This is a genomic window from Comamonas sp. (assembly GCF_036666375.1).
Taxonomy (GTDB): domain Bacteria; phylum Pseudomonadota; class Gammaproteobacteria; order Burkholderiales; family Burkholderiaceae_C; genus Comamonas.
In genome coordinates, this window is record NZ_JAVWWA010000017.1 from 46,187 (window position 1) to 66,253 (window position 20,067).

A 20,067-nucleotide genomic window follows, 5' to 3' on the forward strand; every position below is an offset into this window, starting at 1 on the left:
TGGATAGAGATGGCGCGGCCTGCGCATGCTCTGCGGCACAGGTCACTTCACGGACAGGACGCGCAATGGGAATGGAAAATTCGGCCTTGAAGCATTTATCCGCGCTGACCTTGTTCTGCCTGATTGCCCTGGCGATCTCGTCGCTCAATCCGTTCGACCGCACCACCTGGTGGCTGGAAGTCGCGCCCGTGCTGATTGCGCTGCCGATGCTCTGGGCCACGCGCAGGCGTTTCCCGCTCACCCCCCTGCTCTATGCCTGCATAGGCCTGCATGCGCTGGTGCTGATCGTCGGCGGCACCTATTCCTATGCGCGCGTGCCGTTCGGCTTCGAGCTGCAGTCGTGGCTCGATCTGTCGCGCAACCCCTACGACAAGATAGGCCACTTTGCCCAGGGCTTCATACCGGCGCTGGTGGCGCGCGAGATCCTGCTGCGCGGCGGCTATGTCCAGGGCAGGAAGATGCTGGCCTTTGTGGTCGTCTGCATCGTGCTGGCCATCAGCGCCAGCTACGAGCTGATCGAATGGGCCGCGGCGCTGGCGCTGGGCCAGGGCGCGGACGAATTCCTGGGCACGCAGGGCGATCCCTGGGACACGCAATCGGACATGGCGTTTGCCCTGCTGGGCGCGCTGGCCGCGCTGCTGACGCTGGCGCGCTGGCAGGACCGGCAGATCGCGCGGCTGGCCGCGCCGCGCCGCGGCTAGCGCCCGGCCTTCCTGCGCCCCAGCCACAGCACGGCCAGCCAGCTGCACAGCGCCAACGCCAGCAGCACGCTCAAATACCAGAGCGCGGCCTGCAGCGGAGCGCCGGCCTGGTTCAGCCGCAGCGAAGCCTGTATGCCCGCCGTGCTGGGCGACAGCCAGCGCAGCCATTGCAGTGCGGTGGGCAGGGCTTCGGCCGGCCAGCTGAAGCCGCCCACGAAGGCCAGCGGAATCGAGGTGAACAGAATCACCTGCATCGCGCGCTCGCGGCTCGCGAACCACCAGCCCAGCAGCGCCGACAGCCCCACGACCGCGGGGACGAAGACCGCGAGCAGCGCCAGGGCGCCCAGCGGATTGCCGCCGCGCGGGAAGTCGTGCCAGACGAAGATCCAGCCGAAGTAGTACAGGCCCGACAGCCAGCCTATCAGGCACAGCGCGAGCAGCCGGCCCAGCCAGACCGATGCCGGCGCCGCGGCCTCGCCGCGCTCGCGCCAGGTGCCGACCAGCAGCGCGCCGCCCATCAGCAGGGTCTGCTGCAGTATCAGCACCGCGACCGCCGCGACCACGAAGCTGCCGTAGCCTTCGGTGGGATTGAACAGCGCCTGCAGCTGCAGGTTGACCGGCGACCGGCTGCTTGCGGCCTGCAGGCTGCTCTGCCCGCTGGCGCCGAGGCGCTTGAGCTCTATGCCCGCCGAAACCGTGCCCACGGCTTCGGCAAAGCCGTACTGCACCTGCTTGGCGACCAGCGGATAGGCACCGTTCGCATAGACCGGCACCACGACCTTCTCGCTGCGCACCACCTTGCGCTTGAAGTCGGGGGGCAGCACCGCATAGCCCATGACCTCGCCGCGCAGCAGCGCCTGCTGGGCCGCGGCTTCATCGCCGGTCACCAGCGTCACGGCGATGCGCGGACTGGCCTGGGCAAAGCGCAGCGTCTGGCGCGCCAGGCCGCTGCCGTCCAGCTGCACCACGGCGACCGGAACGCGCTGCACCACTTCATCGGCGTAGAACCAGGGATAGAAGAAACCGTAAAGCACGGGCGCGCCGACCAGCAGCAGCAGCACGCCGACATCGCCGAACGCCGCGCGCAGCGTGCCGGTCAGGCTGCGGACAAAGGAGGATTGGCGCGCCATGTTCAGCGCCCGCCCCACTTGTCGGGACTGCGCAGGCCCCTGGCCAGGCCAGCCGTCGCCAGCAGCAACAGCACCAGCGTGGCCAGCGCCAGCGAACACACGATGGGCAGGCTCTGCACCACGGGCGCGCCCATCTGGAACTGCTCGATCTGCAGCCGCGCATAGTGGGTGTAGGGCATGGAGACCGCCCAGCCGCGCGCCGAGGCCGGCATGGCCAGCAGCGGAAAGCCCACGCCGCTGAACGCGAACGCGGGCGCCGACAGCAGGCCCGCGCCCGACAGCGCGGTGCGCAGCGACAGCGTCAGCGCGGCCAGCAGCGCGCCCGCGGCCAGGCTCACGGCGACCAGCGCCGCCAGGCCCAGGCCGACCCACGCCAGGCTGCCGGCCACGGCCCAGCCGCGCCCCAGCGTAAGCCACAGCAAGCCTGTCCAGCCGCAGGCGCTCAGGCTCAGCCAGGGAAGAACCAGCTTGCCCGTCAGCGCGCCCAGCAGCACCGACCAGCCCGCGGTCCGCGGGCCCGCGGCCGCCTGCAGCCAGTCGCCCAGCGTGCGGTCGCGCAGCTCGCGCCCCACCGACCAGGCGCCCGCGGTCATCGCGAGGATATGCAGCAGCGCCGGAATCAGCGCCGCAGCGAGGAACTGCTCGTAATTGGTCGAGATGTTGAACAAGGACACCAGATTGGTCTGCACCGGCTCCATGCGCACGCGCAGCACCTGCTGCGGGTCGCCGCGCTTGGCGCGCGCCTGCATCTCTATGCCCGCCGACAGCACGCCGACCACCTGGCGCAGGTCGCGCTGTATCAGGCTCGAATGCGTGGCGAGCTGGGCGTTGTGCAGCAGCACCACATTGGCCGCGTGGCCGCGCTTCACAGCGCGCGCGAAGCCCGGCGGAATCTGCACCACGGCATAGGATGCCATGGACTGCAGCTCCCATTGCGCCTCGGACGCATTGAGCGCCTGCGAGCGCACCGCCAGCCCCGGCGTCGCCTCCAGAAAGCGCACCAGCTGGCGCGAGACGCTGCTGTGGTCCTGGTCCCAAACGGTGATCGGCAGCCGCTGCGGCAGACCCGCCGAGAAGATCCAGGCCAGCAGCAGCACCGACAGCAGCGGCACCCAGCTGATCATGGCCAGGTCCCAGGGACGCGCGCGCAGCAGCCTTGCTTCGCGCCGCAGGCTGGCAAGCAGCGGGCCCATCATCCGCCTCAGCGGCTTTCCTCGACCACGACACTCATGCCCGGGCGCGCGCCTTCAATGGGCGCGGCAGGCCGGGCGCGCACCTCGAACGTGCGCGCGTCGAAACCCTGGCCGGCGCGCGTCGCGCGCCAGGTCGCGAAGTCGGGCAGCACGCCCAGGTAGAACACCTCGAACTCGGCCTGACGGTTGTCCAGCGCCGGCAGGCGCGCCGAGAAGCGGCTGCCCTGGGCGAAGCGCGCCAGATGGTCTTCGCGCACGTTCAGAACCACCCACTGGTCGCTCAGATCGACCACGGTGACCAGGGCCACGCCCTGCGGCGACAGCTCGCCTTCCTTGGCCAGTATCTGGCCGACTTCGCCGCCCACGGGGCTGCGCAGCTGCGTCTCGGCGCTGGCCGCCTCGACTTCCGCGACCACTCCCTGCACCTGGCGCGCCTGGGCCTGGGCGGCGCTCTTGTCCTCGGTGCGCGCGCCGGACGCGGACATGTCGAACTGCGCCTTGGCGGCCAGCGCCTGGTCACGCGAGGCGCGGTGGTTGGCAAAGGCCTCGTCGCGCTTTTGCGCCGCGACCAGGCCCTGGTCGTAGAGGCTTTGCACGCGCCTGTAGGACGTCTCGGCCAGCTCGGCCGCGGCCTGGGCGCGCTGCCAGCTCAGGCGCGCCATCTGCACTTCCTGCGGCCGGGCACCGGCCTGGGCCTTGTCGGCCACGGCCTGGGCCGCGTCGCGCGCGGCTTCGGCCTGGGCCAGCTTGGCACGCACTTCGGGGCTGTCGAGTTCGATCAGCAGGTCGCCGGGCTGGATCTTCTGGCCGTCCTTGACCAGCACCTTGGAGATGCGCGCCGTGACCTTGGAGGCGATGTCCGACTCGCGCGCTTCCATCTGCCCCTGGAAATACAGCGGCGCGGGCTGGGCCGCGCGCCAGAACCCCCAGGCAATCAGCAGCACCACCAGCAGCACCAGCACGACGGCCAGCACGGGACGCTTGGCGCGCGACGCCGCAGGCGCCGGAGATTGGGGTTCGGATGGAGTAGAGGTCATGGTGCGTCGGCGGGAATTTGGATGTCGGCCTGGGCCATGTAGCGCGCGAAGGCATCGCTCTGGCCCGAGCTTTCGAGCAGCGCAGCCAGTGCCTGCACATACAGATTGGCGCTTTCCGCGCGCTGGGTCTGCACCTTGGCGAGATTGGTCTGGGCGTCGATCAGGTCGAGCACGGTGCTCGTGCCCTCCTTGAGTCCGGCTTCGCGCAGGCGCAGCAGCTCGCGCGCCAGGTCTTCCTGCGCCTGCTGCGCCAGGTACTGGCGCCGCGCCTGCTCCACGCCCAGCCAGTTCTTCTCGACCAGCAGCGCGAGGTCGCTGCGCACCTGGGCCTGCATCGATTCGGCCTGGTCGATCTTGCGCAGCGACGACGCCGCGAGCGCATCGCGGTCCAGGCTGTCCCACAGCGTCCAGCGCACGGCCACGCCCGCGACCCAGTTGGGCTTGCCGCTGGTCGCCAGCTCGTGCAGGCCAAAGGCCAGCACCTGGGGCTTGCGCAAGGCTTCCTGGGCGTCGTGCAGCGACTCCGCCTGGCGCCGCTTGGCCTGCACCTTGTCGAGACCGGGATGCAACTGCTGGGCGGCGGCCACGAACTCCGCGAGCGGCGCCAGCGGCCGGCTGCTGACGAACAGCGGCGAAGTGGGCTGCACCAGGGCCTGGACCTTGACGGTGCGCGCCAGCGCCGTGGCCGCGAGCTGGGCGTCGTCGCGCGCCTTGCGCGCCTGCTGCTCGGCATCGGCCAATGCGGCCTGGGCCTGCAGGCGTTCGACCTTGGCGATCACGCCGACCTGGAGCATGCTTTGCGCGGCGCCGTCGTGCTGGCGCACCGCGTCCAGCGCGCGCAGGCGCAACTGTGCGGCGCGCTCGGCGAGCTGCGCGCCGAAGTAGCGCTGGACTAGCAGCGACTGCAGCGATTCGCGGCTGCTGGCGGCGTCGGCCAGCGCCTCGTCGGTGGCGCCGTCTAGCCCCGAGCGCACGGCGTCCGACACGCCGCCCATGTACAGCGGCCAGATCAGCGACAGATTGGCCGACGCATTGTTCTTCTCGCGCTGCAGCCCGACATTGGAGGGCAGCTGCGGCGTACCGGGCAGCAGCTGCCCCAACTCAGGAGGCAGCATGCCCAGCGCGCCGTCGAGCATGCGGCGCGCGGGATCGAGATTGATATCGGCATTGACCGAATAGCGGTAGGCCATGCCCGTGACCGACACTGAAGGCCCGCCCAGACCATCGACGCCCTGGCGGCGCAGGCGCGCGCTGTCCACGGCGCTGTGCGCTGCGGCCAGCTGGTCGGAGCGCTCGAGCAGCGCGGTCTGTGCTTCGACAAAACTCAGCGGGGCTGCGGGCTGTGCCAGCGCGCAGCATGCGCCCAAGGCCGCCACGCAGCCACCCAGCAGCCGACGCCAGCGCAGTGCAACAGATGACGTGGGAGTCGGCATCACGGGTAGCTCCTTCCTCTCTCGCGGTAAGCCTTGAAAAGGATAGGGGCATCATATAGGAATCAACCGCCGGCAACGCTCGCGCCGGCGGTGCAAGGCTTGGCGTTCAGGCCTTGGCCGTCATCGCCCGCGTCAGCAATTCGACGCCCAGCAGGAAGTCGTCTATGTCCATCGCCTCATGGGGATTGTGCGAGCCGTTGTCGTTGCGTATGAACACCATGCCCGAAGGCACGCCCGCATTGGCAAACACGGCTGCGTCATGGCCGGCGCCGCTGGCGATGCGTTCGAGCTTCGCGCCCGGGGCGGCGACCGCCTCCATGCGATCGAGCCAGCCCGCATCCATGATCGCCGGCTCGGTGAACAGGCGATCATCGAATTCGAAACGCACGTTGCGCGCGCGCTCGATCGCCGCGCATTCCTCGCGCATCAGGGTATAGAAGCGCTCCAGCGTCTGCGTGTCCTGGCTGCGCACCTCGAAGCTGAAGGCGACTTCGCCGGGAATGACCGAGACCGCATGCGACTGCGGCGAGGTCGAGCAGATGCCCGTGGTCATCACCATGTCCATGCCCATCTGCAGCAGCACGCGCCAGTGTTCGTCCATGCGCGACAGCAGTTCGGCCACGGCCAGCAGCGCGTCCTTGCGCAGCCAGCGCGGCACGGCGCCCGAGTGGCCGGACTCGCCTATGCAGCGGATCAGGTTGTGGCGCACGTTGCCGCGTATGCCCGTGACCAGCGCCACGGGCCAGCCGCGGTTGACCATGATGGGGCCCTGCTCGATATGCACTTCGAGGTAGGCGGCGATGTCGGCGATGTCAATCAGCGCTTCGCCGCGGCCGATTGCCGCGACGTCGGCGCCGCAGCGCGTCATGGCTTCGCTCAGCGTGTCGAGACCGTCGCGGCGCGGGCGCGCCAGCGTGGCCGCAGGCAGCTTGCCCAGCAGCGACAGCGAGCCCAGATAGGCCTTGCCGTACCAGGCGCTTTCCTCGCCGCGCAGCGCGAGCACGCGCACCGGCAGCGCATCCTCATGGCGCCCGCGCAGGCCGACCAGTATCAGCATGCCGGCGACGATGCCGGCCAGGCCGTCGAAATTGCCGCCCTGCGGCACGGAGTCGGCGTGCGAGCCGACCACCAGGAAAGGGGCCTCGCGCTGGTCTTCGGGCAGACTCAGCCAGAGGTTGCCCGCACGGTCGGTCTCGCAGCGCAGATCGAGTTCAGCGGCCTTGGCCGCGAGAATGCGCAGCGCGGTGTTCTCGCCCTGGCCATAGCTTTCGCGCGTCACGCCCAGGCCGTCGCGCGTGGCTGCGCGGATCTCGGCGAGCAGCGCTTCGGCCAGAGCGCGGGTGTCGGTCACGGTGGTGCAGTCCATCATGCGCCTGTGCCTCCGTTGCGCAGCGACCAGGCCACGGGCGAGGCCGAGAAGTCGGCCAGCGTCGCCTGCTGGGCGCTGCTGAGCTGTCCGCTGGCGAGCAGGGCTTCATGCAGATGCTTCCAGGTGGCCAGCGCGTGCAGCGACAGGCCATGCTCGGCCAGCGTGCTGGCTTCCTGGGCGTAGAGCGCGTAGTCGAGCAGCACCAGCACATCTTCGACCACCGGGCCCGCGCGGCGCAGCGCCGCGACGGTGCCGGCCTTGGAGCGGCCGTCGGTGGTCACGTCGTCGACCAGCAGCACCCTGGCGTCGGCGGGCAGCCGGCCTTCGAGCTGGGCCGTGATGTCCCAGCCCACGGGGCGCTTGCGCAGGTAGAGCATGGGCAGTTCCAGGCGTTCGGCCAGCCATGCCGCAAACGCTATGCCCGAGCTTTCCGTGCCCACGATGGCGTTGATGCCGCGCGCGGCGATCACCGGCCGCACGCTGCGCGCCGCGAGGTCCATGATTGAGCCGCGCAGCGCGACATCCGACATCAGGACTTGCGCGTCCACATAGACCGGACTGGCCCAGCCCGATGTATAGAAGAACGGCTGGTGCGCGGCAATGCGCACCGCGCCCAGCCCCACCAGGGCCTGGGCAACGCGCGGGGCGTCGGAGTCGGAAAGAAGCATGAACGTATCCGTGGGCAAAACGCCATGGTAAGAAGCCAGCGGTCCAACCAGAAGTGGCTAAAATTCCTACAGCCGTTCCCATCCGCGATGGCTCATGCCGCATGTCCCTATCCGACTTCACCTCCTCGCGCAGCTTTCTGCGCCAGATCGACCTCGCTTCGCTCGATCTTTTCGTGCTGATCTGCGAGTGCGGCAGCATCGCGCGCGCGGCCGAGCATGGCGGCATGGTGGCTTCGGCCGTGAGCAAGCGCATTGCCGAGCTCGAATCGCTGGCGCGCACGCCGCTGCTGCTGCGCCATGCGCGCGGCGTGCGCGCCACGCCCGCAGGCCAGCTGCTGCTCGAACACGCGCGCACCATCCTGCTCGACGTGGAACACCTGCGCGACGACCTGATCGAATACGCGCGCGGCGTGCGCGGCCTGGTGCGGCTGAGCGCCAACGCCTCGGCCGTGGAGCAGTTCCTGCCCGAGCACATCGCGCAGTTCGCCCAGCGCCACCCCGACATCCGCATCGACCTGCGCCAGGCCACGAGCCGCAACGTGGCGCGCGCGGTGCGCGACCATCTTGCCGACCTGGGCGTGTGCAGCCCCTGCGACGAAGCCGAAGGCCTCGAATCCATGCCCTACCGGCGCGAGCGCATGGTGCTGATCATGCCGCGCGGCCATGCGCTCGCGCGCCATGCGCAGCTGGCGTATGAAGAAGCGCTCGACTATGCCCAGGTCGGCCTGCGCGACAGCTCCATCGTGCAGGAAACGCTGGACCGCGAAGCGCGCTCGGGCCGGCGCATGCTGCGCCAGCGCATCGAAGTCGACAGCCTGAGCGCGATGTGCCGCATGATCGAATGCGGACTGGGCGTGGGCGTGATGCCTGAAGGCGCCTACCAGCGCCTGGGCGAGACGCGCGAACTGCACGCCGTGCCGCTGACCGACGCCTGGGCAGAACGCGACCTCAACCTGTATGCAACGCGCTTTGCCGACCTGCCCGCGCCCGCGCGGCACTTTGCCGAGGCATTGGTTCCGCAGGGCAAGGATTCCTAAGCCAAGGCTTCCATCTCATGCCCCAAGCGCATGCGTGAAGTCTTGGGCAGATGCGCGGTGAGGAATTCCATCTGGTCGGCCAGAATGCGGCGGTTGCGCAGGATGAAGTCTTCCCAGAGGCTGGGCACATAGGGGGCATAGAGCAGCGGCATGCGCGCCTGCTCGGGCGTGCGCGCGCCCTTGCGGTGGTTGCAGGGGCGGCAGGCCGTGACCACGTTCATCCAATGGTCCTGGCCGCGCGCGGCCTGGGGCAGGATATGTTCGCGCGTGAGCTCGCTGTCGTCGAACAGCTGGCCGCAGTAGGCGCAGACGCAGCGATCGCGCGCAAAGAGCTTGCTGTTGGTGAGGCCGGGCTTGAGCGCATGCGGATTGATGGCGGGCATGCCGCGCGTGCCGATGATGCTGTTGACATGTATCACCGACTGCAGGCCGGTGCGCGCGTTGTGGCCGCCGCGGAAACAGGCGATCTCTGCCCCGGACTCCCAGCGCACGGCGTCGGCGGCGTAATAGAGAACCGCCTGTTCAAGCGTGAGCCAGGACTGGGGCAGCCCTTGCGCGGACAATTTCAGCACCTTCACAACATGCCTCCTTTGCAATCACCATCGCCAAGGAATGTGGGCCCGCAGGGAACAACCCGCCGGTCTGGGCCCACCTGTCTCAGGCAATATACTCGCTTTGAGCGAAAACCCGTAGGCCGCGCTGGATGCACAGGCGCGCACCGCTCGCAGAACCAAAGCATATTGATGAAGATCTTCCGCGGCTTCCAGCACTCGGGGCGTGAACCCGCCTGTGCCCTGACGATTGGCAATTTCGACGGTGTCCACCGGGGTCACCAGGCCATGCTGTCCCTGCTTGCGGGCGAAGCCCGGCAGCGCGGCGTCGCCACCTGCGTGCTCACCTTCGAGCCCCATCCGCGCGACTATTTCGCCAAGGTGCTCCACCAGCCCGGGCTCGCGCCGGCGCGCATCTGCACGCTGCGCGACAAGCTCGAAGCACTCGAGCGCTGCGGTGTGGACCAGGTGGTGGTACTGCCGTTCAACCAGCGGCTGGCCAGCCAGTCGCCCCAGGCCTTCATCGACGAAGTGCTGCTCGCCGGTCTGGGCGCGCGCTATGTGCTGGTCGGCGACGATTTCTGCTTTGGCGCCAAGCGCGCCGGCGACTACGCGATGCTCGACGCCGCGGGCCAGCGCAGCGGCTTCGACGTGGCGCGCATGAACAGCTACGAAGTGCACGGCCTGCGCGTGTCGAGCTCGGCGGTGCGCGAGGCCCTGGCCGCGGGCCGGATGGACGAAGCCGCGCGCCTGCTGGGCCATCCCTACACGATCTCCGGCCATGTGCTGCACGGCCGCAAGCTGGGACGCCAGCTTGCCGAATCCCGCCCGGGCGCAAGCGACGGCTTCCGCACGCTGAACCTGCGCTTTGCGCACTGGAAGCCCGCGGCCGGCGGCATTTTCGCGGTGCACGTGCACGGCCTGTCCGACCAGCCGCTGCAGGGCGTGGCCAATCTGGGCGTGCGCCCTTCTCTGGACCCGAACGACGTCAACGGCGGGCGCGTGCTGCTCGAGACCCATTGCCTCGATTGGCCCGCCCACCTGGGGGCTGAAGGGGCATACGGTAAAATCATCCGCGTGGAACTTCTGCACAAACTGCATGACGAGCTGAAGTACGACAGTCTGCAAGCCCTGACCGCGGGGATTGCCAAGGACTGTGACGACGCGCGCGCGCTGTTTGCCGCTTTGCCTGCGCCCACGTACACCGAAACCCGTCGCCAGACGACTCGCGATCGAATTTGACGCGCGCCCTGCGCTGCAGGAGCCCGGGCAGGTCGCCCGTGCTCCACTCCCGCCCCGCTTTCCATGCCCGGGCCACTTCCCCGGGCAACGCTTCGCTTTGAAGGTTTCCATGTCCGATCAAGCCAAAAACACCCCCGCCGCTGCGAGCAGCTATCGCAGCACCCTGAACATGCCCGACACCCCGTTCCCCATGCGCGGCGACCTGCCCAAGCGGGAAGCCGGCTGGACCAAGGAATGGGAAGACAAGGGCATCTACAAGAAGCTGCGCGACGCGCGCTGCGGCGCGCCCAAGTTCATCCTGCACGACGGCCCGCCGTATGCCAACGGCCAGATCCACATCGGCCACGCCGCCAACAAGGTGCTCAAGGACATGATCGTCAAGAGCCGCCAGCTCGAAGGCTTTGACGCGCTTTACGTGCCGGGCTGGGACTGCCACGGCCTGCCGATCGAGAACGCGATCGAGAAGCTGCACGGGCGCAACCTGCCGCGCGACGAGATGCAGGCCAAGAGCCGCGCTTTCGCCACCGCGCAGATCGCCCAGCAGATGGTCGACTTCAAGCGCCTGGGCGTGCTCGGCGACTGGGACCATCCGTACAAGACCATGAACTACGCCAACGAGGCCGGCGAACTGCGCGCGCTCAAGCGCGTCATGGAGCGCGGCTACGTGTACCGCGGCCTCAAGCCCGTGTACTGGTGCTTCGACTGCGGCTCGTCGCTGGCCGAGTTCGAGATCGAATACGCCGACAAGAAGAGCCAGACGCTGGACGTGATGTTCCCCACGGCCGAGCCCGAAAAGCTGGCCGCGGCCTTCGGCCTGCCGCCGCTTTCCAAGACCGCCTACATCGTCATCTGGACCACGACCGCCTGGACCATCCCCGCGAACCAGGCGCTCAACGTCAACCCGGCGCTCGAATACAGCCTGGTCGACACCGAGCGCGGCCTGCTGATCGTCGCCAGCGCGCTGGTGGACAAGTGCCTGGAACGCTGGGCGCTGAGCGGCAACGTGATCGGCACCGCCCTGGGCGAGAAGCTCGACCACCTGAACTTCCGCCATCCGCTGGCCGAAGTCGATGCGGGCTACGACCGCCTGTCGCCGGTGTATCTGGCCGACTACGCCACGGCCGACGACGGCACGGGTATCGTGCACTCGGCGCCCGCCTACGGCGTGGATGACTTCAACTCCTGCGTCAGCAACGGCATGGAGTACGACAACATCCTCAACCCGGTGCAGGGCAACGGCGTCTACGCGCCCGAACTGCCGCTGTTCGCGGGCCAGCACATCTGGAAGGCCGCGCCGGTCATCATCGAGACGCTGCGCGAAGCCGGCCGCCTGCTCGACAGCCAGACCATCACCCACAGCTACCCGCATTGCTGGCGCCACAAGACGCCGGTGATCTACCGCGCCGCGGCCCAGTGGTTCGTGCGCATGGACGAGGGCGAAGGCGTGTTCACCAAGGACAAGGCGCCGGGCACGCTGCGCGAGACCGCGCTGGCGGCCATCGAGCAGACCCAGTTCTACCCCGAGAACGGCAAGGAACGCCTGCGCGCGATGATTGCCGGGCGGCCCGACTGGTGCATCTCGCGCCAGCGCAGCTGGGGCGTGCCCCTGCCGTTCTTCCTGCATGTGGACTCGGGTGAACTGCATCCGCGCACCATGGAAATCATCGACCAGGCCGCGGCCATGATCGAGGAAGGCGGCATCGAGGCCTGGAGCCGTGTGAGCACCGAGGAAATCCTCGGCGCCGAGGAAGCCGCCCAGTACACCAAGAGCACCGACATTCTCGAAGTCTGGTTCGACTCGGGCTCGACCTTCTGGCATGTGATGCGCGGCACCCATGGCGAAATGCACCATGACAGCGGCCCCGAAGCCGACCTGTACCTCGAAGGCCATGACCAGCACCGCGGCTGGTTCCACTCCTCGCTGCTGCTGGCCTCGGCCATCTACGGCCGCGCGCCCTACCGCGGTCTGGTGACGCACGGCTTCACCGTCGACGGCCAGGGCAAGAAGATGAGCAAGTCGCTGGGCAACACGGTGGCGCCGCAGGACGTATCAAGCAAGCTGGGCGCTGAAATCATCCGCCTGTGGGTGGCTTCCACCGATTACTCGGGCGACCTGGCGATCGACGACAAGATCCTGGCGCGCGTGGTCGATGCCTACCGCCGCATCCGCAACACGCTGCGCTTCCTGCTGGCCAACGTCAGCGACTTCGACCCGGCGCAGGATGCCGTGCCTTTCGAGCAGATGCTCGAGATCGACCGCTACGCGCTGGCGCGCGCCCACGAGCTGCAGACGGAGATCATCGGCCACTACCACGACTACGAGTTCCATCCCGCGGTCGCGAAGCTGCAGCTGTACTGCTCGGAAGACCTGGGCGGCTTCTACCTCGACGTGCTCAAGGACCGGCTCTACACCAGCGCGCCCAAGAGCCTGGCGCGCCGCTCGGCGCAGACCGCGCTGTGGCAGATCACGCATGCGATGCTGCGCTGGATGGCGCCGTTCCTGTCGTTCACGGCCGAGGAAGCCTGGAAGATCTTCGGCGACAGCGAAACCATCTTCCTGGAAAAGTTCAGCGACCTGCCCGCGGGCGACGCCGCGCTGCTCGCCAAGTGGGCGCGCATCCGCGAGATCCGCGATCTGGTGAACAAGGACATCGAAGCCGTGCGCACCACGGGCCAGGTCGGCTCGTCGCTGCAGGCCGAAGTCACGCTGGCCGCCGAGCCCGAAGACCTGGCGCTGCTGCAAAGCCTGGGCGACGACCTGAAGTTCGTGCTGATCACCTCGGCCGCGCAGGCCGTGGCTGCTGAGTCCGGTGCGGCGCTGCAATCGACGGTCGCGCCCAGCGCCCATGAAAAGTGCGAGCGCTGCTGGCATTACCGCGAAGATGTGGGCATCAATCCCGCCCATCCGACGCTGTGCGGCCGCTGCGACAGCAATCTGCATGGCGCCGGCGAAGACCGGAAGATCGCCTGATGGCCAGCGCCATTCCCACCACGGCGCGCCCGGCCATCTGGCCGTGGCTGGCCTGGGCGCTGCTGCTGATCGTGGTCGATCAGATCACCAAGCAGTGGATCCTGGCCTACTACCAGCTCGGTGATTTCACGCCGATCACGGGCTTCTTCAACATCGTGCGCGCGCACAACACCGGCGCGGCGTTCTCGTTCCTGGCCGACGCCGGCGGCTGGCAGCGCTGGCTGTTCACGGGCATAGGCGTGGTCGCCACGGTGGTCATCGTCTGGCAGCTGCACGCCCACCGCGGCCAGCGCCTGCTGGGTCTGGCGCTGGCCAGCATCCTGGGCGGCGCCATAGGCAATGTGGTCGATCGCCTGCAGCACGGCTATGTGGTCGACTTTCTGGACTTCTACTGGGGGGCTTCGCACTTCCCGGCGTTCAATGTCGCCGACATGGCGATCAGCATAGGCGCGGTGCTGCTGGTTCTTGACGAGCTGCGCCGCATGCGCAGGAAGAGCGCCGCCTGATGGCGCCAGCGACGGCCTGTGCCCCTGGCACGGGCCGTCGGTCTTTGCGGCAGAGCCCAGGGCGGGGGCTGCGCCAACAGGCTTGATGCGCGGGTTTACCCGTATCCGCGCGCGGAAAAACAGTGCTCAAATCGCACATAACGCAGGGAAAACGCGCATAAACGCGCGAAAACGCGCCATTTCAACCACTCTCGCGGCACAGACTCGGCCATCGCGCTATAGTGCTTGGTTCTGCCCATGAAACACTTACTCAACCTACTGGCCGCCGTTGCACTGCTTGTGTGGGGCACCCACATGGTTCGAACCGGGGTCTTGCGCGTCTTCGGTGCGAACCTGCGCAACCTCCTTGCCCGCAGCATGGGCAACCGCGTGTCCGCGGTGCTCTCGGGCATCGGTGTGACCGCGCTGGTGCAGTCCAGCACCGCCACCTCGCTGATGACCTCGTCCTTCGTGGGCCAGGGCCTGATCACCCTGCCCTCGGCGCTGGCCGTGATGCGCGGCGCCGACGTGGGCACGGCAATGATGTCGGTGCTGTTCGCCACCGACCTGTCCTGGCTCTCGCCTCTATTGATCTTCGTCGGCGTGGTGCTGTTCATCACGCGCCAGGACAGCACGCCAGGGCGCATAGGCCGCGTGCTGATCGGCCTGGGCGTGATGCTGCTGGCGCTGCGCCTGGTGGTCGAAGCCACCGAGCCGCTGGTCGAGTCCAACGTCATACGCACGCTGCTGGGCTCGATGACCAGCGATATCTTCCTCGAACTGCTGATGGGCGCGGTGCTCGCGGTCATGGCCTATTCGAGCCTGGCCATCGTGCTGCTGATCGCCGCCATGGCAAGCTCCGGCGCCGTGCCGCTCGAAGTCGCGCTGGGCCTGGCGCTGGGCGCGAACCTGGGCAGTGGCCTGGTCGCGGTGCTGACCACGGCCAAGTCCAGCGTCGAAGTGCGCCAGGTGACCGTGGGCAACATGCTGTTCAAGATCATGGGCGTGGCGCTGGCCTTGCCGGCCATAGGCCCGTGGATGCAGCATGTGCGTCCCCTCATCGGCGACGGCGCGAGCAACGTGGTGCTGTTCCACCTCGCGTTCAACATCTTCAACACGCTGTTCTTCATAGGCATGACCAACATGGTCGCCAAATGGGTGACCACGCTGCTGCCCAAGCCCGCGCCGGGCTCGGGCAATCCGCTGCGTCCGCGCCACCTCGATGCCTCGGCGCTGTCCACGCCCTCGCTGGCGATTTCCTGCGCCGCGCGCGAGGCACTGCACCAGGCCGACATCGTCGAAGCCATGCTGATAGGCATGCACAAGGTGCTGGTCAACGACGACCTCAAGCTGTCGGCGGAGCTGCGCCATCTCGACGACACCGTCGACGAGCTGTATTCGGCCATCAAGTACTACATGACCAAGATCTCGCGCGCCGAGCTCGACGAGAAGGAAGGCCAGCGCTGGACCGAAGTCATCAGCTTCACCATCAACATGGAGCAGATCGGCGATTTGATCGAGCGCGTGCTGCAGGACATCGAAGCCAAGAAGATCAAGAAGGGCCGGCAGTTCTCGGCGGCCGGCATGCAGGAAATCAACGACCTGCACGCGCGCCTGCTCGACAACCTGCGGCTGGCGATGAGCGTGTTCCTCACGGGCAATGTGCGCGACGCGCAGAAGCTTCTCGAGGAAAAGGCGCGCTTTCGCGACCTGGAGCTCGCCTACTCGGCCTCCCACCTCGCGCGGCTGTCGGACAACACCATGCCCAGCATAGAGACCAGCTCGCTGCACATCGACATGATCAGCGAACTCAAGCGCATCAACTCGCTGCTGTGCTCTGTGGCCTATCCCATCCTCGAATCGGCCGGAGCGCTCGCGCCCAGCCGATTGCGTGAGAAGCCGCTGGCAAAGCAGGAATGAACCGGTCGGGGCTGTCTACCAGCCCCAATATCCCGCCCAGACCAGCGCCGCCTCGGGCGTGAAGCGCTCCTGCGCCGCCCAGGCCTGGACCTGATCGGCCGGCAGCAGCGCAAATCCCTGGACTTCGCCGTCCTGGTTGTCGGGCAGCACGCCGTCGGGCACGGTCGCCACATACCAGTGGATGCGCTCGCGGATATAGCCGCAGCCGTCGCCTTCGTCGCTGGGCTGGTTCAGTTCAAAGAATCCGCCATGGCGCAGCTCGTGCAGCGCGTCCAGCCGCAGTCCGGCCTCTTCCCAGGTCTCGCGCGCCAGCGCGGTATCGAGATCGTCCTGGGCCGACACCATGCCGCCCATCAGCGTGTCCCAGCGGTTGGGAAACATCGCCTTGTCGGCCGCGCGCTGCTGCACCCATAACCGTCCGTCGGGCGCGACGCCGACCAGATGCACGGCCAGCGTGGCAAGGCCCAGCACGCGCACCGCGCCGCGCTCCACGGTGGCGATGGACTCGCCCTGGGCGTTGCGCACCGCCAGTTGCTCATCGCGCCAGGGCCCGCAGCGGCCGTCGGCGCGCAGCACCTGGGCCAGGCGGTTGAGCGCCAGCGTGGCGCTGTCGCCCACTTCGGCCTGCAGCCACCAGGCGCCGTCCCGCTGCATCAGCGCTATGCCCATGGCGCGCAGATTGTCCAGGCCCAGATCGGGCAGCAGGCCGCGCTGCACCGAACCCACGGCCTGGCCCGCGACATGCAGCGTCTCGCGCGGCTGCAGCGGCGCGGCGCAGGCGATGGCGCGCGTGCGCGCCACCCATTCGGGAACCGGCAAGGCGCTCATAGGGTCAGGATGGTCGAGCCCGTGGTCTTGCGCGCCTCGAGGTCGCGGTGGGCCTGCTGGATGTCGCGCAGCGCATAGCGCTGGGCGATATGGATCTTCACGGCGCCGCTTTGCACCACGGCGAACAGGTCGTCGGCCATGGCCTGGCAGGATGCGCGCGTGGCGATGTGGTTGTAGACCGTCTGGCGCGTGATGTACAGCGAGCGCGCGGCGAGCAGCGAAGGCGCGAACGCCGGCACCGGCCCCGAGGCATTGCCGAAGCAGACCATCAGCCCGAAAGTGCGCAGGCACTGCAGCGAGCCTTCCCAGGTGTCCTTGCCGACCGAGTCGTAGACCACCTTGACGCCCGCGCCGGCCGTGATCTCCTGCACGCGCTCGGCGAAATTCTCGCTGCGGTAGTTGATGGCATGGGCCGCGCCGTTGGCCAGCGCGAGCTGGCATTTCTCGTCGCTGCCGGCCGTGGCAATCAACTGCAGGCCCAGGGCGCGCGCCCATTGGCAGGCAATCAGGCCCACGCCGCCCGCGGCCGCATGGAACAGCACGAAGTCTCCGGCTTCCAGGCCTTCGACCGGCTTGACCTTCTTGAGCAGGTATTGCGCCGTGAGTCCCTTGAGCATCATTGCCGCGCCGGTCTCGAAATCGATGTCGTCCGGCAGGCGGCAGACACGATCGGCGGGCATGACGCGCGCTTCGCAGTACGAGCCCGGCGGATTGCTGGTGTAGGCCGCGCGGTCGCCGACCTGCAGATGCGCAACGCCCGGCCCCACGGCCTCGATCACGCCCGCGCCTTCCATGCCCAGGTTCAGGGGCATGGCCAGCGGATACAGGCCGCTGCGCTGATAGACATCGATGTAGTTGAGCCCTATCGCCTTGTGGCGTATGCGCACTTCGCCCGGACCGGGCTCTCCTACCGCGACCTCGACCAGTTGCAACTGCTCGGGTCCGCCGGGCGCGGCGATTTGTACTGCCATGTTCATTGCCTGTCTCCTCCAACGCGTTGCAAGTAAAACAGCCCGGTACGGCGACCGGGCTGCTGGTGCTTAGAAGCTGCCTGGGTACAGGCCGCCATCCGGAAGGATGTTCTGGCCCGTCATATAGCCCGCATGCTGGCTGCACAGGAAAGCGCAGATCGCGCCGAATTCCTGGGCATTGCCGAAACGGCGCGCGGGAATCTGCTTCATGCTGGCTTCGCTGATCTCGTCGATGCTCTTGCCGGTCTTGCTGGCCGCGGCCTGCATCGTGCCCTGCAGGCGGTCGGTGGCGAACTTGCCCGGCAGCAGGTTGTTGATGGTCACGCCCTTGCCCGCGATCGAGCTGCGCGCGGCGCCGGCGACAAAACCGGTCAGGCCGCTGCGCGCGCCGTTCGACAGGCCCAGGATGTCGATCGGTGCCTTCACGGCGCTCGACGTGATGTTGACGATGCGCCCGAAGCCGCGCGCGGCCATGCCGTCGACGGTGGCCTTGATCAGCTCGATGGGCGTGAGCATGTTGGCGTCCACGGCCTTGATCCAGGCGTCGCGGTCCCAGTCGCGGAAATCACCCGGTGGCGGGCCGCCGGCATTGGTCACGACGATGTCGAAGTCCACGCCCGGGCCACCCGCGGCCGACAGCACCGCTGCGCGGCCTTCGGGCGTGGTGATGTCGGCGGCGGCGGCAATCACCTTGCCCGCGCCCGGCAGCGCCGCCAGGCGCGCCGCGGCTTCGGCCAGCGCCTCGGGGTTGCGCGCGTTGATCACCAGGTTCACGCCTTCACCGGCCAGCGCCTGCGCGCAGCCATAGCCCAGACCCTTGCTCGCGCCGCATACCAGCGCCCACTTGCCTGCAATACCCAAATCCATGGAAAACCTCCGTTGCCGTTGAAAAATCGCGCGCCCTCGGGTCGCGCCTGTCATTGAATATAGTTGCGCCCGGGTTCAACCGCGGCCGTGAAAAAGCTTGTGGTGCAGCCGCCGCAACGACCACCATACGCCCAGCGCCACGACCGGAATCGCCACCGCGGCCGTCGATTCGGGCGACCAGGGCCAGCCTATCTTCTGCGCGCCCTTGGCGAGGTAGCTGACCAGGCCCACGATGTAATAGGTGATGGCCGCCACCGACAGGCCTTCGACGGTGGACTGGAGTTTCAGCTGCATGCCCTGGCGGTGGTTCATCGTGCCCAGCAGCGCCTGGCTGCTTTGCTGCTGTTCGATATCGACGCGGGTGCGCAGCAACTGGCTCACGCGCGAGACCCGCTCGGACAGCGCGTTCTGCCGGCGCGTGGCCCATTCGCAGGTGCTGCGCGCGGGCGACAGCCGCCGGTCCATGAATTGCTGGATGGTCTGCATGCCCGGCAGCCGCGTTTCGCTGATGTCGTGGATGCGCCGGTCGACCAGCTCGAAATAGGCCATGCTCGCCGAAAAGCGCGAGTGCGTGGCCGCGTATTCGCTCTCGACCTGGCCCGCGAGCCGCGTGAGGCGGTCAAGCAGCAGCGGCTCGCTGTCGCGGTCGGCCAGGCGTATCGCCTGGGCCAGCTCGGCGAGGTCGCGCTCGGCGGTGGCCAGCACTTCGGCCGCGCGCCGCGCGGCCGGCAGGCCCAGCAGCGCGGCCATGCGGTAGGCCTCGATCTCGAGCAGGCGCTGCACCAGCCGGCCCAGGCGCTGCGGCGACATCGGCTCCTGGACAAACACCAGCATGCGCGAGCTGCCGTCGGCGTGAATGGAAAAATCGGTGAACAGCTGCGCCGCGCCGTCGACCACGGCCGAAGCGACGACGTTCTCCTCGTGCAGCATGTGGCGCACCAGGCGCTGGCCCTGCTCCTGGGCGGGCGTGAGCGCCCAGAGGTGCAGGCTGCTCAGGCACTGGCCCGGCAGGGCCGCAAGCCATTCGCGCGGCACCTGGGACAGCGCGCTGCGCGGCGCGCGCGCGTCGAGTTCGCTGGCGTCGTCCAGTGCCACGGTGAAGGTCCAGGAAACGAACTCGGTGTGCAGCTCCCAGCGCAGGCGAAACGCACCGAGGTCGCAGCGCAGATGCGTGGTGCTGTCGTCGGGTGGAGATTGATGGTGGTCGCGCAGCAGGCGCGCCACATGGCTGCGGCTGGCTTCGCGCTGGGCGGCGTCGGCCCACATCACGACCTGCGTGATGGCCAGCGGCGCGGCCATCACTTCGGCGGGACGCGCATGGATTTCATTGTGCAGCAGCACCCGCTGCGGGTGCTGCGCCGGGGGAGTCGGAGCAAGCATGGGAACCTTGTGATACCAACCCCTATTGTGGCCTGTCGCAGCGGCGCAGCCATGGTGGTCGACATTTTCCGGCGCCGCGCAGGGACGAAAAAAAACGGCACCCGAAGGTGCCGTTTCCGTTGTGCCAGCCCCAGCGCGTGGGGCCTGCAGCTTCATCAGTCTTCGACGAAGGCTTCTTCGCGGCGGTTCTTGACTGCCGGCATCAGCACGATGATCAGCAGCAGCACGGCCAGTGCCAGGAAGCTCGCGGAGATGGGACGCGTCACGAACACGCTCCAGTCGCC

Annotated in this window: 17 protein-coding genes and 1 pseudogene; 6 read left to right on the forward strand and 12 right to left on the reverse strand. The window is 68.2% G+C overall.

Annotated features, from left to right (window positions below; all coding sequences use genetic code 11):
- Positions 1-86: 86 nt before the first annotated feature.
- Positions 87-701, forward strand: a complete 615-nt coding sequence (locus RR928_RS06550) for a DUF2238 domain-containing protein (protein WP_442881425.1) — start codon at positions 87-89, stop codon at positions 699-701.
- Here RR928_RS06550 and RR928_RS06555 read toward each other — a convergent pair.
- From RR928_RS06555 to RR928_RS06580, 6 genes are all read right to left on the reverse strand, one after another.
- Complete coding sequence (locus RR928_RS06555; protein WP_332534018.1) at positions 698-1,831, reverse strand: ABC transporter permease; 1,134 nt, start codon at positions 1,829-1,831, stop codon at positions 698-700. The genes RR928_RS06550 and RR928_RS06555 overlap by 4 nt on opposite strands.
- Positions 1,832-1,833: 2 nt before the next feature.
- Positions 1,834-3,024 (reverse strand): ABC transporter permease, encoded by a 1,191-nt coding sequence (locus RR928_RS06560; protein ID WP_332534017.1) that lies wholly within the window; start codon positions 3,022-3,024, stop codon positions 1,834-1,836.
- Between the two features lie 8 nt (positions 3,025-3,032).
- Entirely contained in the window at positions 3,033-4,061 is a 1,029-nt protein-coding gene (locus tag RR928_RS06565) for an HlyD family secretion protein (RefSeq protein WP_332681868.1), read from the reverse strand.
- Positions 4,058-5,494: a TolC family protein gene (locus RR928_RS06570; RefSeq protein WP_332534078.1), complete on the reverse strand. Its 1,437-nt coding sequence runs from the start codon at positions 5,492-5,494 to the stop codon at positions 4,058-4,060. The genes RR928_RS06565 and RR928_RS06570 overlap by 4 nt, the downstream gene beginning before the upstream one ends.
- 106 nt (positions 5,495-5,600) lie before the next feature.
- On the reverse strand, positions 5,601-6,863 hold the full coding sequence (locus tag RR928_RS06575) for a hydantoinase/carbamoylase family amidase (RefSeq protein WP_332534015.1): 1,263 nt from the start codon (positions 6,861-6,863) through the stop codon (positions 5,601-5,603).
- Entirely contained in the window at positions 6,860-7,531 is a 672-nt protein-coding gene (locus RR928_RS06580; RefSeq protein WP_332547604.1) for an orotate phosphoribosyltransferase, read from the reverse strand. The genes RR928_RS06575 and RR928_RS06580 overlap by 4 nt, the downstream gene beginning before the upstream one ends.
- A 101-nt stretch (positions 7,532-7,632) precedes the next feature.
- Here RR928_RS06580 and RR928_RS06585 point away from each other — a divergent pair, with 101 nt between their 5' ends.
- On the forward strand, positions 7,633-8,568 hold the full coding sequence (locus RR928_RS06585) for a LysR family transcriptional regulator (RefSeq protein WP_332547605.1): 936 nt from the start codon (positions 7,633-7,635) through the stop codon (positions 8,566-8,568).
- Here RR928_RS06585 and RR928_RS06590 read toward each other — a convergent pair.
- Positions 8,565-9,146: an HNH endonuclease gene (locus RR928_RS06590; RefSeq protein ID WP_332534012.1), complete on the reverse strand. Its 582-nt coding sequence runs from the start codon at positions 9,144-9,146 to the stop codon at positions 8,565-8,567. The two genes, RR928_RS06585 and RR928_RS06590, sit on opposite strands and share 4 nt — an antisense overlap.
- Positions 9,147-9,311: 165 nt before the next feature.
- Between RR928_RS06590 and RR928_RS06595 the strand changes: the two genes are divergently transcribed.
- The 4 genes from RR928_RS06595 (at position 9,312) to RR928_RS06610 (ending at position 15,737) form a co-directional block, all read left to right on the forward strand.
- A complete protein-coding gene (locus RR928_RS06595; RefSeq protein WP_332534011.1) occupies positions 9,312-10,361 on the forward strand; it encodes a bifunctional riboflavin kinase/FAD synthetase in 1,050 nt (349 codons plus the stop codon).
- Positions 10,362-10,470: 109 nt separating this feature from the next.
- On the forward strand, positions 10,471-13,332 hold the full coding sequence (ileS, locus tag RR928_RS06600; RefSeq protein WP_332681871.1) for an isoleucine--tRNA ligase: 2,862 nt from the start codon (positions 10,471-10,473) through the stop codon (positions 13,330-13,332).
- Positions 13,332-13,838 (forward strand): signal peptidase II, encoded by a 507-nt coding sequence (lspA, locus tag RR928_RS06605; RefSeq protein ID WP_332534009.1) that lies wholly within the window; start codon positions 13,332-13,334, stop codon positions 13,836-13,838. Before ileS ends, lspA begins: the two co-directional genes overlap by 1 nt.
- Positions 13,839-14,075: 237 nt before the next feature.
- Positions 14,076-15,737: a Na/Pi cotransporter family protein gene (locus RR928_RS06610; protein ID WP_332534008.1), complete on the forward strand. Its 1,662-nt coding sequence runs from the start codon at positions 14,076-14,078 to the stop codon at positions 15,735-15,737.
- A gap of 15 nt (positions 15,738-15,752) precedes the next feature.
- Here the strand turns inward: RR928_RS06610 and RR928_RS06615 are convergent, their stop codons facing one another.
- The 5 genes and pseudogenes from RR928_RS06615 to RR928_RS24840 all read right to left on the reverse strand — a co-directional run.
- Complete coding sequence (locus RR928_RS06615) at positions 15,753-16,565, reverse strand: NUDIX hydrolase (RefSeq protein WP_332547606.1); 813 nt, start codon at positions 16,563-16,565, stop codon at positions 15,753-15,755.
- A complete protein-coding gene (locus tag RR928_RS06620) occupies positions 16,562-17,542 on the reverse strand; it encodes a quinone oxidoreductase family protein (RefSeq protein ID WP_332534006.1) in 981 nt (326 codons plus the stop codon). Before RR928_RS06620 ends, RR928_RS06615 begins: the two co-directional genes overlap by 4 nt.
- A gap of 63 nt (positions 17,543-17,605) precedes the next feature.
- Positions 17,606-18,403: an SDR family oxidoreductase gene (locus tag RR928_RS06625; RefSeq protein WP_332534005.1), complete on the reverse strand. Its 798-nt coding sequence runs from the start codon at positions 18,401-18,403 to the stop codon at positions 17,606-17,608.
- Between the two features lie 75 nt (positions 18,404-18,478).
- Positions 18,479-19,783, reverse strand: coding sequence for a DUF3422 family protein (locus RR928_RS06630; RefSeq protein WP_332534004.1), 1,305 nt, complete (start codon positions 19,781-19,783; stop codon positions 18,479-18,481).
- Positions 19,784-19,938: 155 nt separating this feature from the next.
- Positions 19,939-20,067: pseudogene (locus RR928_RS24840) on the reverse strand (tripartite tricarboxylate transporter permease); the annotation flags it as partial.